Source organism: Actinokineospora auranticolor (genome assembly GCF_002934265.1).
In the GTDB taxonomy this organism is placed as follows: domain Bacteria; phylum Actinomycetota; class Actinomycetes; order Mycobacteriales; family Pseudonocardiaceae; genus Actinokineospora; species Actinokineospora auranticolor.
In genome coordinates this window covers 308,566-324,086 of the sequence record NZ_PTIX01000002.1, presented here as the reverse complement: position 1 = coordinate 324,086, position 15,521 = coordinate 308,566, and the positions used below count along the sequence as shown (strand labels likewise).

The window sequence follows — 15,521 nt, the reverse complement described above, 5'->3', positions numbered from 1 at the left end:
TCCCGTGCGGGGTAGCCGGGACGCACCCACCGGCCACACCGGACTCGCGGAGCCGCTGACCTGCGCATACGACACCGCCAGGTCGCTCGGGCAGCTCTTGCGCGAATCGGGTGTGGCCGCTGCCGCGCTCAAGTACAGTCCGCCTGACGGCCGACGCGAGGGTGGTGGTCACGGACTGTGAGCGGGTACGAGGTCGAGATAGGCCAGCTGCGGAGCGCGGCCAAGGCCGCCTGGTCCGCCGCGGACCAGGCCAGAGCGGTCGAGCCGGGTACCGGCCTGGGTGCGGTCGCGGCGGCGCTGCCGGGTGGCGAGGCGGCGAAGAACGCGCCCACCCTGGCGTCGACGTTCAACGAGCGCGCCCAGGGGTGGGCGGGCGAGATCGACCAGTGGGGCGACTCGGTCAACTCGTCGGCGAAGGCGTACGCCGAGAACGAGAACACCGCGGAGAGGGCCTTCCGGGGATGACCATCGGCTACGACGACGTCCGCAAGTGGGACGCGGAAGCGCTCGACACGACGGCCACCAACCTGCGCGGGCGGCGGGACAAGCTCATCGGGCTCCAGGACGAGCTCGACGACGCCAGGCGACTGCCCGACTGGCACGGTCCGGCGGGCGAGAGCGCGCGCAACTCGCTCGGCACCACGCGCAACAACGCCGAGATCCTGATCGCGGAGCTGTCCGCCGTCGAAACCGCGCTGCAGAACGCGTCGGACGACGTCTCCGCGCTGAAGACGCGGGTCGCCAACAACGATTCCCTCGCAGGCACCTACCAGTTCGGCATCGCCCCCGACGGTGCGATCGTGGACAACAAGCCCCCGGACCCGCCGCCGAGGTCGCGGTTCGAGGCCGAGGAAGGCGCCGAGGCCCGGCGGCACCGCGAGACCATCAGGAACCAGTTGGCGCAGGAGACCAAGGGAATCCTGACCACCGCCAACAACATCGACGCCGCCCTCGCCAAGGTCGTGCAGCTCGCCCAGGAGCGCAAGATCAGCGACCACGGCGCGACGACTTTGGACGGTGCCAGGCAGGGCGGCGAGATCGATGCCAAGGTCGCCGAGATGGAGCAGTCGCTGCGCGACGCGGGCCTGCTGACCGGCCCACCCGCGTCCGGCTACTACCGGCAGTGGTTGGAGAACGCCGTGCGCCGGGGCGTGTCGGTCGACACGATCAAGCAGATGATCGTCGACCACCACATCACGCCGGAGGACTTCAAGGTCCTCGACGGTATGGAGGAGATCCGCGAAGACTCGGACGGCGACGGCACCTTCAAGTCGTACTTCCTGATGCCGACTGACATCAGCGGCGACGACGCCGCCAAGGCGGTCCGGATGACCTACATCATGAACGCGGGCACCGACTACGGCCCGGGCGGCGACTTCACCCCAACCCCGTACGGCTCCGACGAACTGCGCCGAATCACCGAACGCCAAAAGGAAAACGCCTGGAGCTACAACGAGGACGTCGGCTTCGTGCACGGCAACGGCGGCCGGTTGGTCACCACCCCGAACGGCATGATGATGGGCCTGGGCGGCAACCTGATCCAGGACCAGTTCAGCCAACGCGGCGGGACGACCTGGGGCGACACGTTCATGCTGAACATCGACGACCCGTCGGACCCCGCCCAACAACTCCGCGACGTGGCGAAGTCCGGCCACGCGTGGTACGAGGGAGATGACGGCCCGTACCAGGGCAGCCTGGACATGGACCGCCTGCTCCACCACGAGGAACGCCACTCCCAGCAATGGGCCCGCGAGGGCTACAGCGGCTTCCTGGCCTCCTACGTGTGGGAGCAGATCACCGGTGGCAACGAGACAGAGGAAGACGCAGGACTCTCCGATGGCGGATACCGCTAACTGGCCGCGCGTCACCTGCGCCACCATCCTGGTCGCGGCAACCCTCGCGGCGTGCGAAACCAAAGCCCAGTTCGCACCATCCCTACCCCCCGCCGCGGGCTTCCGCGTGGACGACGGCGTCCTGAAGCTGTGGACGGGCACCCCCTGCCAAGGCGTCACCGGCATAACCCTGATCTTCGACACCGGCACCGCGAAAAGCACAGAACAAACCTGGACCGCCCCGCCCCCAGGAGTCCTCTTGGAACACATGGACCTCTTGGGCACCAAAGAACCCACCACGACCCCCCTAGAAGTCCAAACCCCCCTCCCCACAACCTACGACTGGACCAAAGCCGACTCCCTCAACTTCGCCGTCAGCGGCCCACCCGCCAACGGCGCCCGACTCACCATCCCCCAAGTCCTCGTCGAATCACCCCAACACCCACCCAACACCTACCTCTTCGGCCAACGCGGCTGGATGAACGCAGCAGACGTACAACGGGAAAACGGCAAATCCTTCCTGACCGTCTGCACGCCGGACCCAGGCTGACGCCGAGAAACGCGGTTCACGTGCGACTCCACCGACCCGCTGCACCTACCGGTGGCCTACCGCACATCGCGCCCGCGCCGTGCCGGTCCGGTGGTGACCGGCCTTCCACTGGGGCGTCGCCGAGGTGGTGTTCGGCGTTCACGGCGTGCGGTCGGTCGCGATGTGACAGTCTTGCCCGGTGACGGCCCGTCCGGGGGAACGTCGCCGGCCGAGCTGACCGCCGCGGGGGATGGGTTGTGACAGAGTCGTGCGAGTGCGTCGGGGTCCCGGGTGCGCCACCACGCGTTGACGCCCGCCCACGTCGGCTGACCGGCCCATGAAACGCAGGCACGGCGACTCGCCCCACCACGGCGGTTCGAGCGGTTCGAGCACGCCGACCCCGGCCGGCCCCGGTAGCCCCGGCGGCGCGTCGGGCACGGGCGTGGACCCCGACGCCCTGGACTCCGCGGGCAGCCGCTTCGCCAACCGGGCGGACCAGATCCGCGACGGCGTCGGCGGCCGCCTGAACATCGGCGCGTCGTCGCAGAGCGCGGGCGTGTTCGGCCAGGTCGCAATGGTCAAGGCCGACGAAGCCATCCGCACCGCCCGTGATGGCGTGGCCCGCGCGGCCGCCTCGGCGGAGACCAGCGGGCAGAAGGTCAAGGACACCGCCCAGGCGGCCCGGGGCGCCGACCAGTCGAACGCGTCCACCCTCCGCCAGTCCGGCGACGGCCTGGGCAAGTCCGCGCCCCGCACCTCCGGGAGCGCGAGCACCGCCACTCCCCGCACCTCCGGGACGCCCGCGTCCACACCGCGCGGCGCCCCGACCACCGCAGGCACGTCAAACACCCCGCCCCCACGTTCCGACACCCCAGGGGCCCGCCCATCACGCTCACCAAGCGTGTCCGACGGCACGAACGCTCCGCGTTCGGGGACGCCCGCGCGTCCGTCGGGGTCCCCGACCACGCCCGGTGACCGGGGCGCTCCAGCCGCGAGTTCAGGTGCGCCTGCGCGCCCGTCCAGTTCGCCCCCTGCTCCCACGTCACCGACGCCCGCCACGTCGTCCGGCCCGGGCCCGGCAGGGTCCCGCCCGGCGTCGTCGTCTGGCGGGCCGGGCTCGACTCCGAGCACGCCGTCGGGGCCGCCCACCGGGCGCCCGGGTGGGTCGCCTGCCACGTCCGGGCAGGGGCAGCCCGGCCACGCACCACCTCAGCAGGCACCTGGTCGGCAGCCTGCGCAGGGACCTGGCTCGCCCGGGCAAGACCGCGGCACCCCGTCCCAGGGACAGGGCTCGCCGAGAGCGGGTCAGGCCCCACCCCAGCAAGCGCACGGCGCACCGCAGTCGGGTCTGCACGGGGAGCAGCGCCCGGCGAACGCGTCACCGCGGTCGGATCGACAGGGTCCGGGGCAAGGTTCGCCGCAGCAGGACCGCGCCCGGCCCCACCAGGGACACCGCGCACAAGGTTCACCGGAGCCGGGCCAGCCGCAGCGGGGTGGGCACGAGTCGAATACGGGCGACCGTCCGAGGCAGGCGGCAGGCACACCGCCCCAGCCAGGCCACGGCGGGCCACAGAGCCAACGGTCACCGGCCTTGCCCCAGCCACATGGCGCTGCGTCCCGGACTGGTGACGCTCCGTCGCAGAGCCAACGCTCCCCGGGTTCGCCGCCCAGCGGCTCGCCTCAGTCGCACGGCGCTTCGCCCCAAGGGACTGACACTCCGTCGCAACGCTCCCCGGGCTCGCCGCACGGCGCCCCACCCCGAGCGGGCGACGCGCCGCCGCAGGGCCATGGTCAGCCCCCGCCGGGTCATCGCCCGCAGCCGGGCGCTGGACCGTCCCACCAGGGGCCGCCGCCCACCCCCGGTTCGCCACGACCGGGCACCGGTCCGCACGGGCAACCGTCGACCGGACCGACCGCGCGGCCTCCGGATGGCGACGGTCCCCACCGGGACCACACGCCGGCGCGGCGCGAGCAGGCAGCGCCGGACCCGGGGCCCGAACCACGTCGTCCGGACCACCCCGGGCGCCCGGAGCAGACGCGAGACCAGCGCGACCGCACCGACCCGAACACCACCGGCGAACGCACCAGCGACGACCCGGGCCGGAGCCAGGACCAGGACACAGCCCACGACCGGCCCTCGGACCAGAACCCGACCACGGATCACGGGAGGGACCAGGACGGGGCCGAGCCGGACCGGCCGACCGACCAGGGGCTCACGCCCGACGAGCGCCGGGACACCGCGGACGAGCAGGACGTCGACGACGCCACCTACACCTTCCTGTTGGTGTGCACGGAGTACAGCCCGGAGAAGGGCGGCGTAGTGGTCTTCAACCGGGCGCTCGCCGAGGCGCTGGCCGACGCCGGGCACAACGTGATCGTGCGCATCGGCGAGGACGCCTCCCGCTACGCGGACGCCCAGCGGCCCAACCTGCGGATCCTCGGTCCACGCGACCTGCCCGACGCACCCGATTCGCGCAAACTGCTCGGGACCGCGGACGATCCCCACGACATGCCCGACCACGTCGATTTCGTCATCGGGCACACGCGCTTCTCCGGCCCGGACGCCGCGGCGACCCGCGACGCCAGGTACCCGGACGCGAAGCTGATCCACTTCGTGCACATGGTGCCGGAAGCCCTCGGTCGGGTGAAGGCGGACGACGATCCGAGCGACCTGGCCGCGGGCATCAAGAACCACGCCATCGAGCGCGCCCTGGTGGCGAACGCGGACCTCGCGGTCGGCGTCGGACCGGCCATCGCGGAGAACGTGCGGGAGATGGTCGAGCAGGCCAGAGCGGCGGGAGGACCGGTGGCGACGAAGGACGTGCACGAGCTGATCCCCGGGATGGAGTTCGTGGACCGCAGACCACGCTCTATCGAGGGACGCCCGATGAAGGTGCTCTTGTTCGGCCGCGCCGACGTCGGCCAGAAGGGTGCCAAGGAGGCGGCGAGAGTGGTCTCCAGGTTGCAGTTCGAGGGGCGGCCCGTGCAGCTGACCGTACGCGGTGTGCCCCCAGCGCAAGTTGTGTACCAGCAGAGGCAGCTCGCCAACATCGCCAAAACCGACGTCGAGGTCCGCCCGTTCACGACGGACCGCTCTGACCTCTACACCGACTTGGACGATGCCGATGTGATGGTCATGACCTCGCGCGCCGAGGGCTTCGGGCTCACCGCCCAGGAGGCCGCCGGGGCGGGTGTGCCCGTCGTGGTCCCGTCCAGCAGTGGCTTCGGCCGCTGGCTCGGCGACGAGTTCTCGGCGGCCAACGCCGGACCGAGCATCGTCGACCAGGGCTTCGAGGACCGGGTGCCGGAGGACCGCTGGTTGGAGGCGCTGAGGAACGTGGCGGACAATTACGACGATGCGCAGAACCGTGCCCTGGCGTTGCAACAGGAATTCAAAGACCAGAATGCCACCTGGCCCGGCACCGTGGAGAAGTTGGTCAAGGCTCTTGGGAGGCTGTGATGTCCGGTGACGAACTCGCGGACCGCTATGCGCGGTTGCGGCGGGCTGCCGCTGCGCTGCTTGAAGTGACTGCGGCTGCCGAGGTATCTGTGGTACACCGGCGGAAGTTGGATCGTTTGGCGGCGGCGCTGGCGGAGTCCGAGGCCGCAGATACCACCACCAGGGAGCTTGTCGATCCCACCCTGCACCTGCTGTGCTCGCGGGATTACCAGGGCGGCACGCCCGATGGCGCGCCGCGCCCGTTTGCCGGCGAAGCGCAGAGCATTCGGGACAGCCTGGCCCTTGACGACGCGACTGAGGAGCCGCCCGGGGAGTGGCCCAATGTGTGGGACCCGACGTTGACGGAGGTGCAGGCCATGGTGGTGGGGACGCTGCTGCGAGAGTTGGCGGCGCGGCTGGTTGCCACGGGTGACCCCGGTGGTCGGGAGTTGGCGGTTGTGGTGGGGGAGTTGGCCGACGAGGTGCTGGAGCCGACGTTCGTTGGGGCGCAGCGATGAGTGGCGCGCGGCCGGTGGTGGTCTATTCCGGGCGCAGCGACCTCACGCAGCACGGTGCGTACGAGTCCGCGTTGATGGTGCGCGGTATCGGGCCTGAGCGACCGGTGCGCATGGTCGTGAACGGCGCACCGCCGGAAACGGTGCGGGCGGCCCGGCGGTTGTTGTCGCAGGTCGCCGGGCGAGCGGTGGAAGTGCGCGCCTACTCCGCGGACAAGCAGGCGCAGCGCGAGCTGGTCCGCGCCGCGGACCTGGTCATCGTGCCCGCGCACGCGGAGAACGTCGGCATGACCGCACTGGACGCGATCATGGCGGACGTGCCGGTGCTGGTACCGGACACCTGCGGCGTGGGCAACTTCCTGGTCAAGAGCGGCCGAATCGACCCGCGGGTGGCCGAGCATTCGGTAATCCGGCGCGCCGAGGGGGAAGCGGTGGCGCCGATCGACCGGTGGGTGGCCGAACTCGCGGCAGTTGTGGACGATCCGCGGGCGGCCCGGCGGCGGGCGGCGGAACTGCGCGGTGCGGTGGTGGCCGCGCTGCGGACGTTGCAGAGCGCGGGGCAATCGGCTGGTGATCTGATCAAGTCCATCATGACCGTGCGCGAGGAGAAGCGATGACCGGCGACGACTTGGCGGCGCGGTACGAAGCCCTGCGCGCGGCTGCGGCCGACTTGGTCCACCACCAAACGCCGCACGATCCCCCGGTGCCGTATACGGCTGAGCTGGATGACCTGTACCAGTTGCTGTTGGCCGAGCAGGGTTCGGCTACGCGGGTGGAGTCGCAGGCGGGTTCACCCGATCCGACGCGGTTCAGCCTGGCGTTCACCGACTTCCGGGACGACGGGTCGTCGGCCCCGTACGGTTTGGTGGAGTTGGCAGCTGAGCTCCGTGCGGATCTGGCGGGTGATCGCGCTCGCGGGGAGCGCCTGCGGGGTGAGCCGCTCCGGGATGTGCATGTGTCCGAGTTGCGGGCGTTGGTGATCGGCCAGCTCCTCCAGGAGGTGGCGGACAGACTCGCTCCGGGGCCCGCCGTCGGTATGGCGGAGGCCGGTCGTGACCTCGCCGCGTTGGCGACGGAGCTCTCCGAGAAACTGATCAACATGACTTCCCTGTGACCGCTCTTCGGTCCTGATAGGACTGTGATGACCGGCCGGGGGTTCGTGGGCGCCGACTGCCGTCGGGGAGGAAGATCGTGACCATGCGCATCGGGGTAATCGGCGACGCGACGCTTCTTGTCAAGATGGGGCCCGACTGGACCGCGCACGTCGCGGCGGACGCCCCGGTGGACGGGCAGGTCGTCACCCTCCCCGACGGGCGGGAGGTCAAGCGGCTGCCGTTGAGCGAGTTCGAGTCCGTGTTCACCACGAGCATCCGCCCGTCCGAGATGGACGTTCTCGCGATCGACCCGGACGTGGGCTTCCTGGCTGAGGCGGCCGTCCGGCAGATCCGTGCGGACATCCCGGACGGCCGCCCGGTGGCCGGTTTCGCGTCGGTGCTGACCGAACCCGCGGCGGGTACCAAGCCGGGCACGGCCCCCCTCGACGTGGTCCCCGGGTTCGAGCGCGCGCTCCTCGGTGCCATGCCGGAGGGATGGCACCGGCTTCTCGTCGACTGCGAGGCCATGGGGACCCGGATGCGGATCGGGGGCGTCATCCAGAACGAGAACGGTGAAATGTGGTACTGGTCGCCGCCCGCGATTGTCGGCCAGTGGCTGCACCGGCAGCGGATGCGGGACTACCACCCCACCCGGGGCACGTGGTGGCGCGCCCAGTTCGAGGTGCGGCAGGGCGCACTGGCCAAGATCACCTACCTCGTCGAACCCCTGGAACTGACCACCGACGAGGACGCCGAGGTCGCCGCCGCCGAGCTGCGCATGCTTCCCCGTAGCGCGGCCACCACCCCGGACTGGCTGCTCGCGGCAGCCGTGCGCGGGGAGCAGACCCTTGCCGCGCAACGGATCGAACCCGCACCCGCCGGCCCGCCGGAACTGGTCCGGTTGTTCGACGGCGTGGCCGACGGAGGCCGACCGACCTGGTACCGCCCGGTGCTCGGCGAACTCGAACGCGAAGCCGTGCTGGCCTACCTGGAGGGCGCGCCGCTCGTGCTGTCCGCCCGCGGCACGACCCGGGACGCGCTGGGCACCGAGGACGTGGTGCCGATGGGCTTCCACACCGACGGCCGGTTCGTCTGGCCGAGCGCGGTGGCGTACTACCTGAGGGCGCACGGGGTGCCGCCGGTGCTGCCGCTGGTGGAGTGGATCAGGGCGGCGCGGTACCGGCTGCCGGACGGTGTCCCGGCCGTCGCGCTGGACCGGGCGGCGGCGATGGCCGTCGGCCGACCGTGGGATGAGTCCGAAGTGGAGGCCAAGGCGCGCCAGGCGATGGTACCGCTGGAGGACGTGATCATCGACAAGCGGATCAGCCCCCGGTACTACAGCGTGTTCGCCGAGCGGGAAGGCGCCTGGTGCCTGGTCCGCGACGGCGACCGGTACCGCGTGCAGTGGTCGTCGGACCGGTCGGGCGCGGTCCGCTTCGACGACGTGCGGCAGGCTGCGGCGTACCTGGCGGGGCAGTTGTCCGCGAACGCCGCCGAACTCGGGATCGAGCTGGGCGAGGAGATCCCGGCGTGGCAGTCGCCGCTGGCCGTGCTGTCCGACGACCCGCCGGTCGAGTCGTTCGCCGGTGTCACGCCGGTGGTGCTCGAGGACGTGGAGGTGGACCGGTACGGCGAGCCGGACGGCAACCTCGTGTTCGTCGCGGACACCCCGTTCGACCAACGCGGCCTACCCGCCGACTTCGCCTCCCGTCCCCTGCACCGGTACCGCCTCGCCGGCGGCGCCTGGCAGGTCGTCGCGGTGACCTCGGCGGCGGGCGGCCGCGGTTACGTTCTGCCACAAGCAATCAACGAGTACCTGCGCTCCGGCCACATGGTGGAGATCACCCACCCCGCCCACGCGACCCCCTCCGCTCACCCCAGCCATCCCGGCCTGCCACCGATCACCGACGCGATGCGCGCCGAAGCGGCCAGAACCCCGGGCGGCTGGGTGTACTGCGCCGACCCGGACGTCGACCCCCGGGTGATCGAGGGCATGCCGCTACCCGTCCTGCTGGGCGGCTACAAGGTCGGCCAGGACGGCCGGTTCACCGGCGAGACCTACCTCAACGAGGACTACCGCCCGAGCCCCCGCCGCCGCGGATACCCGGAACCGCAGACCTACTTCGAACTGGTCCTCGGCTACGCCGCCGCCGGCTGGCTACCACACGCCCGCCTACCACACGCTTTCCTGCAATCCACGTTCATCCTGGAACCCGACAGCACAGGCAACCCGCGCATCGCCACCAACGCCACCGGCACCCGCCTCCTCGCCGTCTACTCCTCCCCCCGCTACGTCCCGCAAAACGCACCGCGAGTGATCCAGGCCGAAGGCCGAGCCCTCGCCCGGGCCGTGTCCGGGACCACCGTCATCGTCAACCCCGGCGCCGACTTCGGCATCAAACTCCCCGGCGACGACCTGGTCCGCGCCACCCAACACCCCTGACCCCACCGGCGGCGTAACCAGGCCCCGGCCGTTCAGTGCTGCCGCTCCAGCGCCGCGGCCAGCCGGTCGATCTGGGTCGCTATCTCGATCTTGCGCCGCTCCTGGGCGGACCTGTCCTCGCCGCTGATCTCCTCGATGCCGCTGCGGAGCTTCTGCGTCGCGCGGAGCTCCAGCAGCTCGAAGCCCACGGCATCGCGCTTCTCACTGGCGCGCAGCTGTCGTTCGTGCAGCCGTGTCGACGTGTGGACCTGTTGCCGTAGTACCTCGTCGTAGGCGGTTCTGCCGCTGAGCATCTTGCTCAGCACCGGCATGCAGTCCAGCGCTATCAACAACAAAGCCAACAGCACGTGGGCCAGGAGGATCATGGCGCTCTTCGCGGAGAGCCTGCCCAGTGCGTCGAACTCGTCGAGCAGGCCCTTGTCGGTGAGGTTGCCGCGCTTCTCCGCCACCGCGGCGTCGATGGCGGCGTTGATCTCACGCTCGGTGGCGCCGCTCGCCTCGGCCAGTTCCCCGTTCAGCTGCTCGATGCGGAGGTCGGCCCCCGCGAGCTGCTGGTGCAGCGCTTCGACCTGGCCGTCCCGGCGGAACTCGTCCGCCTTGGTGCGGTTGCGCTTGCACTCGGGACCCTCACCCGGCACCGCGCTCAGGCCGGGGCCCGCCCGGCCTGCGCACTCGTCCCTGGCGAGCCGCTCCAGCTCGGCGAGTTTGCCGTCGACGTCGGCGACCTTCGCCTTGAGCTGGTCGCGCACGACCACCGCGCGATCCAGTTCCTGCCGCACGGAATCCGGCCCCTTGCTGAACGCCACGGCGTAGCCGTCGCACGACTGGTCGGTGTTCCGCGCCCCGGAGATGGGGTTGCACCGCACCAACGCCGACTGGTACCCGTCGATCTCCGCCTTGCGGTACTCCTTGATCTCGTTGCTGATCGGCTGGTGGAACACGCTGAGCACCAACGGTTCGGCGATCACCAACCCCAGCAGCGCCGACAGCACCAGCCGCGGCAGGTACGTCCCGGCCAGCGAGGTGCGCGTCGCGCCGTGGGTGCTGGAGATCAACCAGCTGTCGAGGGTGATGATGATCGCCGCCCACGCCAGGTCGGCGACCACGAGCCACCAGTGGTTCCCGGCCACGGTGGACAACGCCATGTGCATGGAAACCCCGGCGAGCAAACCGGTGTTGAGCACGATGAAACCGAGCCGGGTGTACCTCGGGCGGTCCTCCGGCACCCAGTCGAGCACGCCCTCGTTGACGCCGATCAGCCTGCGCATCAGCTGCGGCAGGCCGCGCTTGGGCAGCACCGGCCGCAGCGCGCCGACGGCGGTGTCGTTCGGCAGCGACGAGCGGACCGGCCGGTCCAGCAGACCTGTCATGCCTCCACCTTCGTGTTGCGCTCCTCGTCGTCGAACTCGCCGTCGTCGTCCACCGGCTCGTCGTCCGACGCGGTGATAGCGGTCGTCTCGGCGGATTCCTTCGACTCGATGGTCGGGGTGTGCCGTTGCCCGAGCAGGTCGTTCACGAACTTGTCCAGCCGCAGGTTCAGCATGTCGAGCTGGCCGTGCTTGGCCAGCTCGCGCAACACCTCGAGCTTCGCCTCGACCTCCTTGAAGCCCGACTCCCGCGCCAGCCGCCGGTCCTCCCGGTCCCACTTGGCGTCCTGGAGCCGGTCGGCGCGCTCGGCCTCCCACCGGGCGCGCTCCAGATCCCGCTCGAACTCGCGGTTCGCCTCGGCGTGGTCGAGTTCCCGGCGCCGCTGCATCTCCTGCTGGTGCTTGATGTCCTCGCGCTCGGCGTCCCAGCGGCTCCGCTCGCGCTCCCGGTCGAAGTCGTTGCGCGCGGCGAGTTCCCGGCGCTGGTCGTCGAGCGCGATCCGGCGCTGCTCCAGCTCCTGCTTGAGGTCCTCGCGTTCGGCGTCCCAGCGCTGCGTGTCCCGCTGCCGGTCGTACTGGACGCGGTTGCGCATATCCTCGCGGTCTTGCGCGATCTCGTCCTCGCGCACCGCCGCGGCCCGGTCCGCGAACTCCTTCGCATCGATCTTGCCCGAGGTGTAGGCGAGGGTCAGCACGGCGAAGGGGTCCATACCAACGGCTTCGGCTGTGCGCTGCAGCTCCGTCCGCTCGTGTTCCTTCTGCGCGGCGTCCATCTCGCGCAGGTGCGTGCCGCCGCGCTGCTCCCGCCGCTGCTGGTGGCGCTCCTTGAGGTCGTCGAGCATCTCGGAGTTCGTGAGCTCTTCGGTCCGCACCGCGTGGTCCCGTTGCGTGGCGCGCATCTTGCCCTGGAACTCGACGACCTCGTCGGGCGTGCGGACCTCGACGCTCGCGAGACTCGTCCGCATGCCCTGCAGGCCGGGCGGGCTCACGGTGGCGTAGGCGCGCACCTGTGCGCTCAGCTTGAGCCGGACGTCGTTGATGTGGTCGATCGCGTAGTTCAGGCCGATCTCGAAGTTCCGCTGGTGACCGCGCAGGTAGCCGGTCAGCATGTGGGCCGCGTTGCTCCCACCGGCGCGGACGACCTCGACCGGGTCCTCGACGGTGCACAGGAACGTGACCCTCATGGTGAAGAACGAGCCGTCCTTCGACGGCAGCGGAACCTCGACCGGCACCTCGGTGTCCGGTGTAATGTCCACAAGGGATACATGCGCGGCCTCGACGACGGTAGCCGAGTCCAGTGGCAGGTTGGCGGTGTCCAGTGTGTACTGGCCGTGGGTGCGGTAGACCAGGCACTGCCCCACCATCGGGACCGGAACCTCGGTGCTCGACCTGCGGGGCGCCTTGCCGAAGAGCCGCTTCGGCGAGACGGGGGCGAGCGCCCGCTCGTTGACCACCGGGTAGGTTTGCTTGTCCATCAGGTGTTCCGCTCTACTCGTCGTTGTCGCCGCGGCCCTGCAGGGCGTCGAGGATCGCGTTGATCAGGGATTTGATGTCGATGCCCTTGGTCCGCCGCGCGGCCACGGTCCGGAGGTCCTCTTCCAGCGCACCGTGTTCGTCGCGCGGCAGGTGGGCGCGCAGTGCCTCGCCGAGCGCGTGCGCGCGGGTGCCCGCGGTTTCCGCGTCGCGAGCCAGGTCTTCGAGCACCATGTGCAGTGCCCGCAGGGCCTGCTCCCTGGTCGGGCGGTGCATCAGCACGCCCGCCAGCAGCTCGGCGATCAGATCGGTGTGCTCCGGCCGTTCGGTGAGGTGTGCGAGCACGGTGGAGCGCTTGGTGTTCTCGTCCCTCGACGCGATCACCGCGATCACCACCCGCGCGGTGATCGTGCGCGTTTTGGGCCGCGCGCCCGGGCGGATGAACCGCTTCACCCGCTCGACCAGGAAGTTCAGCACCAGGTGCGCGTTCCCGGACGAGCGCACCAGGGTGCTGAACAGCTCACCGAAGACCTTCTCGACATCACCGTCGACGGTGTGCGACTGCATGCACACCTGCCACAGCCGCCTGCGCGCGTCGTGGGGGTAGCGAACGCCGAGTTCGCCGATGAACGCCATGGTGCCCACCCACCGGTGCGTCGGCTCGCCGCGGGTGATCCACTCGGTGGCGATCTTCAGCGCGGTCGGGGCGAGCGAGTCGTCCTGTGCCATCAGGTAGAGGGTGTAGACGGCGGCGCGCTGACCGGCGGTGCCGCGGTTGCCCCGCGCCCAGTGGTCCAGGGTCGGCACCACCTCGCCGATCGCGACCGCGCCGAGTTCGGCCAACCCACCCGCGGCGGAGAACTCGTAGCCCTGTGTGCGGAGCACGATCTCGTCCAGCCAGTCCTTCACGGCGTCCCAGAACGCCACGCCCATCCGCCGCCAGAGCTGCGCCAGCACGTGCCGGTGGTACCCGGACTTGGCGAAGACCATCGCGTTGCGCGTACCGAGCTCCGTGCGGATCTCCACGGTGGCGACGAGGTCGTTCTCCCGCCACAACGCCCGCGTGCTGTAGAAGCGCTTCGCTTCGGCTGCGCCCTCCTGGGCCTCACCCTCGGCGGCCTTCGGCTCGGCGGGCGGCATGTACTTGTCCAGCAAGCGCTTGAACCGCAGGTGCGCGGCTTCGAACGTGCGCTCGTCGACGCCGACGGTGAACGCCAGCGTGGTGATCTCCGAGATCCGCGCGTGGTCATCGGTGTGCTCGTCGAACCAGTTCTCCACGACCGCGCGCACCCGCGAGTCGAGGTGGTTGAGCGCGTCCTCCAACGTGCTGCCACCGGCGAGCTGCTGGGCCAGTCCGACCAGGTCCCGCACGCGGTCGACCGTGCACAGCACCTCCGAGAGCACCGCCGCCTGGTCCGGCGACCACTCCTGGTCCCAGTACGCGCGCAGCACCTTCTCCGCGGCGGGTGCCTGCCAGGTGGTGTGCCCGAAGCGCTCGGTCACCTCGTGCGGCTGCGTGACGACGAGGTAGCAGCCGTTCTTCACCACCTGGTCGCGGGCGAGCCGCCAGTCGAAGTCCGACTCCTTGGCACCCCGGTCGACCACCCGGTCGAACACGACGTAACCGCAGCCCGCTTCGTACTCGTACTCGGCCAGCTCCGTGACGGATACGTGTGGTGACAACATGTATAGCGTCTCGTTGGTGACCTCGCGCAACAACGACAAGGCGGACGAGCGCTTGCCGGTGTCGGCCGGGCCGCACAGGACCAGGATCTGATCGCGGGCGAGCTGGGACAAGCCGTCGTCGAAGCAGTCCGGCTGCACGAACCGGCCCAGTGCCTCGATGTCGCTGTCGTCGACGAGACCGGTGGAAGTGGTCACCTTGGGCGCCCGCTCACCTGCGCCGTCCGAGGAGTGCACACCGATGTACGCGGTTTCGATCCGACCGTTGAAGCTCTGCCGGACGTCGTTGACCATTCCGATGTCGTACGAGTTGGCGGCCTTGTCCCTCGCCGGCTCGCCACCCTTGTCCTCGCCGTCCGACCGGGTCTCGGGTTGGGCCTCTTCACTCATCGGTTGTTCTGGTACGACACGCCGAACACGTGCCTGTCGCCGGTGATGTTCCCCTGGACGTTCGTGATGGTAGTGGCGTGCTGGTTCGCCACGGACGCGTTCGCCGCGGGCCGATCAGCGGGAGGCGGTGCGTCGTCCAGGTTCAACGAGTGGACGTCGTAGCGGGGCACGTACAGCCACGCGGCTTCGTTGAATTTCTTCACGCTCACCGCGACCTTGCGGAACCTCTCCGCGGGAATCGCGGTGTGCCCCTGCCGGACGTACTCGTTGTAGAGCGTGGTCGACAGCAGCACGACGAGGTTCGCCTCGGGGCACGCGATGAGCGCTTGCCGCGCCACCGAACTGGCGACCATCCTGGACACGGTGACCACGCCGGTGCCCGCGAACCCGCCCGCCGCGGGCCGGACCATCCCCTCGTGCATCGCCATGCGCATGCGCAGCCGCATCGCCGGGCGCGCCGTGCTGTTGTGCGTGGTGAGCGCGTCGCACAACGACTCCGGCAACTCGTCGATCACCGAGGTCATCAGCTGGTTGCGCGGCAGGACGGCGAGTTCGCCGTCCCCGCCCTGCTGGATGTCCCAGCCGGAACGGTCCAGCCCGGCGTCGCCCGCCGCCTGCTCGCAGACGTCTACCCGCACCTGCTGCAACTCGTGCTGGTCGACGTCGGTACGGGAGCTGTAGCTCTCGGAATCGGAGTCGATCAGGCCGTGGCGTCCGAATTCGTTCAAGGTACGAGTCCTTCACGTCATGTCGGAG

Annotated in this window: 12 protein-coding genes; 8 read left to right on the top strand and 4 right to left on the bottom strand. The window is 70.3% G+C overall.

Going from position 1 to position 15,521, the window contains the following annotated elements:
• Window positions 1-177: 177 nt before the first annotated feature.
• From CLV40_RS04905 to CLV40_RS04870, 8 genes are all read left to right on the top strand, one after another.
• Window positions 178-465, top strand: coding sequence for a hypothetical protein (locus tag CLV40_RS04905; protein ID WP_104477350.1), 288 nt, complete (start codon window positions 178-180; stop codon window positions 463-465).
• Window positions 462-1,853: a WXG100 family type VII secretion target gene (locus CLV40_RS04900; RefSeq protein ID WP_104477348.1), complete on the top strand. Its 1,392-nt coding sequence runs from the start codon at window positions 462-464 to the stop codon at window positions 1,851-1,853. The genes CLV40_RS04905 and CLV40_RS04900 overlap by 4 nt, the downstream gene beginning before the upstream one ends.
• Complete coding sequence (locus tag CLV40_RS04895) at window positions 1,837-2,382, top strand: hypothetical protein (protein ID WP_104477346.1); 546 nt, start codon at window positions 1,837-1,839, stop codon at window positions 2,380-2,382. The genes CLV40_RS04900 and CLV40_RS04895 overlap by 17 nt, the downstream gene beginning before the upstream one ends.
• 2,263 nt (window positions 2,383-4,645) lie before the next feature.
• On the top strand, window positions 4,646-5,821 hold the full coding sequence (locus CLV40_RS37790; RefSeq protein WP_181043331.1) for a glycosyltransferase family 4 protein: 1,176 nt from the start codon (window positions 4,646-4,648) through the stop codon (window positions 5,819-5,821).
• Window positions 5,821-6,318 carry a hypothetical protein gene (locus CLV40_RS04885; RefSeq protein ID WP_146107934.1) on the top strand — a complete coding sequence of 166 codons (498 nt, stop codon included), beginning with the start codon at window positions 5,821-5,823 and terminating at the stop codon, window positions 6,316-6,318. The genes CLV40_RS37790 and CLV40_RS04885 overlap by 1 nt, the downstream gene beginning before the upstream one ends.
• Complete coding sequence (locus CLV40_RS04880; RefSeq protein WP_104477341.1) at window positions 6,315-6,932, top strand: glycosyltransferase; 618 nt, start codon at window positions 6,315-6,317, stop codon at window positions 6,930-6,932. The genes CLV40_RS04885 and CLV40_RS04880 overlap by 4 nt, the downstream gene beginning before the upstream one ends.
• Complete coding sequence (locus tag CLV40_RS04875) at window positions 6,929-7,429, top strand: hypothetical protein (protein WP_104477339.1); 501 nt, start codon at window positions 6,929-6,931, stop codon at window positions 7,427-7,429. Before CLV40_RS04880 ends, CLV40_RS04875 begins: the two co-directional genes overlap by 4 nt.
• Before the next feature lie 83 nt (window positions 7,430-7,512).
• Window positions 7,513-9,852, top strand: a complete 2,340-nt coding sequence (locus CLV40_RS04870) for a glycohydrolase toxin TNT-related protein (protein WP_146107933.1) — start codon at window positions 7,513-7,515, stop codon at window positions 9,850-9,852.
• A gap of 32 nt (window positions 9,853-9,884) precedes the next feature.
• Here the strand turns inward: CLV40_RS04870 and CLV40_RS04865 are convergent, their stop codons facing one another.
• Genes CLV40_RS04865 through CLV40_RS04850 form a run of 4 tightly spaced genes read right to left on the bottom strand, consistent with a single transcriptional unit; the run spans window position 9,885 to window position 15,493 of the window.
• Window positions 9,885-11,222, bottom strand: a complete 1,338-nt coding sequence (locus tag CLV40_RS04865) for a DUF4407 domain-containing protein (protein ID WP_104477335.1) — start codon at window positions 11,220-11,222, stop codon at window positions 9,885-9,887.
• Window positions 11,219-12,694 (bottom strand): coiled-coil domain-containing protein, encoded by a 1,476-nt coding sequence (locus CLV40_RS04860; protein WP_104477333.1) that lies wholly within the window; start codon window positions 12,692-12,694, stop codon window positions 11,219-11,221. The genes CLV40_RS04865 and CLV40_RS04860 overlap by 4 nt, the downstream gene beginning before the upstream one ends.
• A 13-nt stretch (window positions 12,695-12,707) precedes the next feature.
• Window positions 12,708-14,765 (bottom strand): hypothetical protein, encoded by a 2,058-nt coding sequence (locus tag CLV40_RS04855; protein ID WP_104477331.1) that lies wholly within the window; start codon window positions 14,763-14,765, stop codon window positions 12,708-12,710.
• Window positions 14,762-15,493: a hypothetical protein gene (locus CLV40_RS04850; RefSeq protein WP_104477329.1), complete on the bottom strand. Its 732-nt coding sequence runs from the start codon at window positions 15,491-15,493 to the stop codon at window positions 14,762-14,764. The genes CLV40_RS04855 and CLV40_RS04850 overlap by 4 nt, the downstream gene beginning before the upstream one ends.
• Between the last annotated feature and the right edge of the window lie 28 nt (window positions 15,494-15,521).

Excerpts from the sequence above, each read along its gene's own strand:
- CLV40_RS04900 (WP_104477348.1), top strand. The coding sequence starts at position 462 with ATGACCATCGGCTACGACGACGTCCGCAAGTGGGACGCGGAAGCGCTC.
- CLV40_RS04895 (WP_104477346.1), top strand. The coding sequence starts at position 1,837 with ATGGCGGATACCGCTAACTGGCCGCGCGTCACCTGCGCCACCATCCTG.
- CLV40_RS04885 (WP_146107934.1), top strand. The coding sequence starts at position 5,821 with ATGTCCGGTGACGAACTCGCGGACCGCTATGCGCGGTTGCGGCGGGCT.
- CLV40_RS04880 (WP_104477341.1), top strand. The coding sequence starts at position 6,315 with ATGAGTGGCGCGCGGCCGGTGGTGGTCTATTCCGGGCGCAGCGACCTC.
- CLV40_RS04875 (WP_104477339.1), top strand. The coding sequence starts at position 6,929 with ATGACCGGCGACGACTTGGCGGCGCGGTACGAAGCCCTGCGCGCGGCT.
- CLV40_RS04870 (WP_146107933.1), top strand. The coding sequence starts at position 7,513 with ATGCGCATCGGGGTAATCGGCGACGCGACGCTTCTTGTCAAGATGGGG.
- CLV40_RS04865 (WP_104477335.1), bottom strand. The coding sequence starts at position 11,222 with ATGACAGGTCTGCTGGACCGGCCGGTCCGCTCGTCGCTGCCGAACGAC.
- CLV40_RS04860 (WP_104477333.1), bottom strand. The coding sequence starts at position 12,694 with ATGGACAAGCAAACCTACCCGGTGGTCAACGAGCGGGCGCTCGCCCCC.
- CLV40_RS04855 (WP_104477331.1), bottom strand. The coding sequence starts at position 14,765 with ATGAGTGAAGAGGCCCAACCCGAGACCCGGTCGGACGGCGAGGACAAG.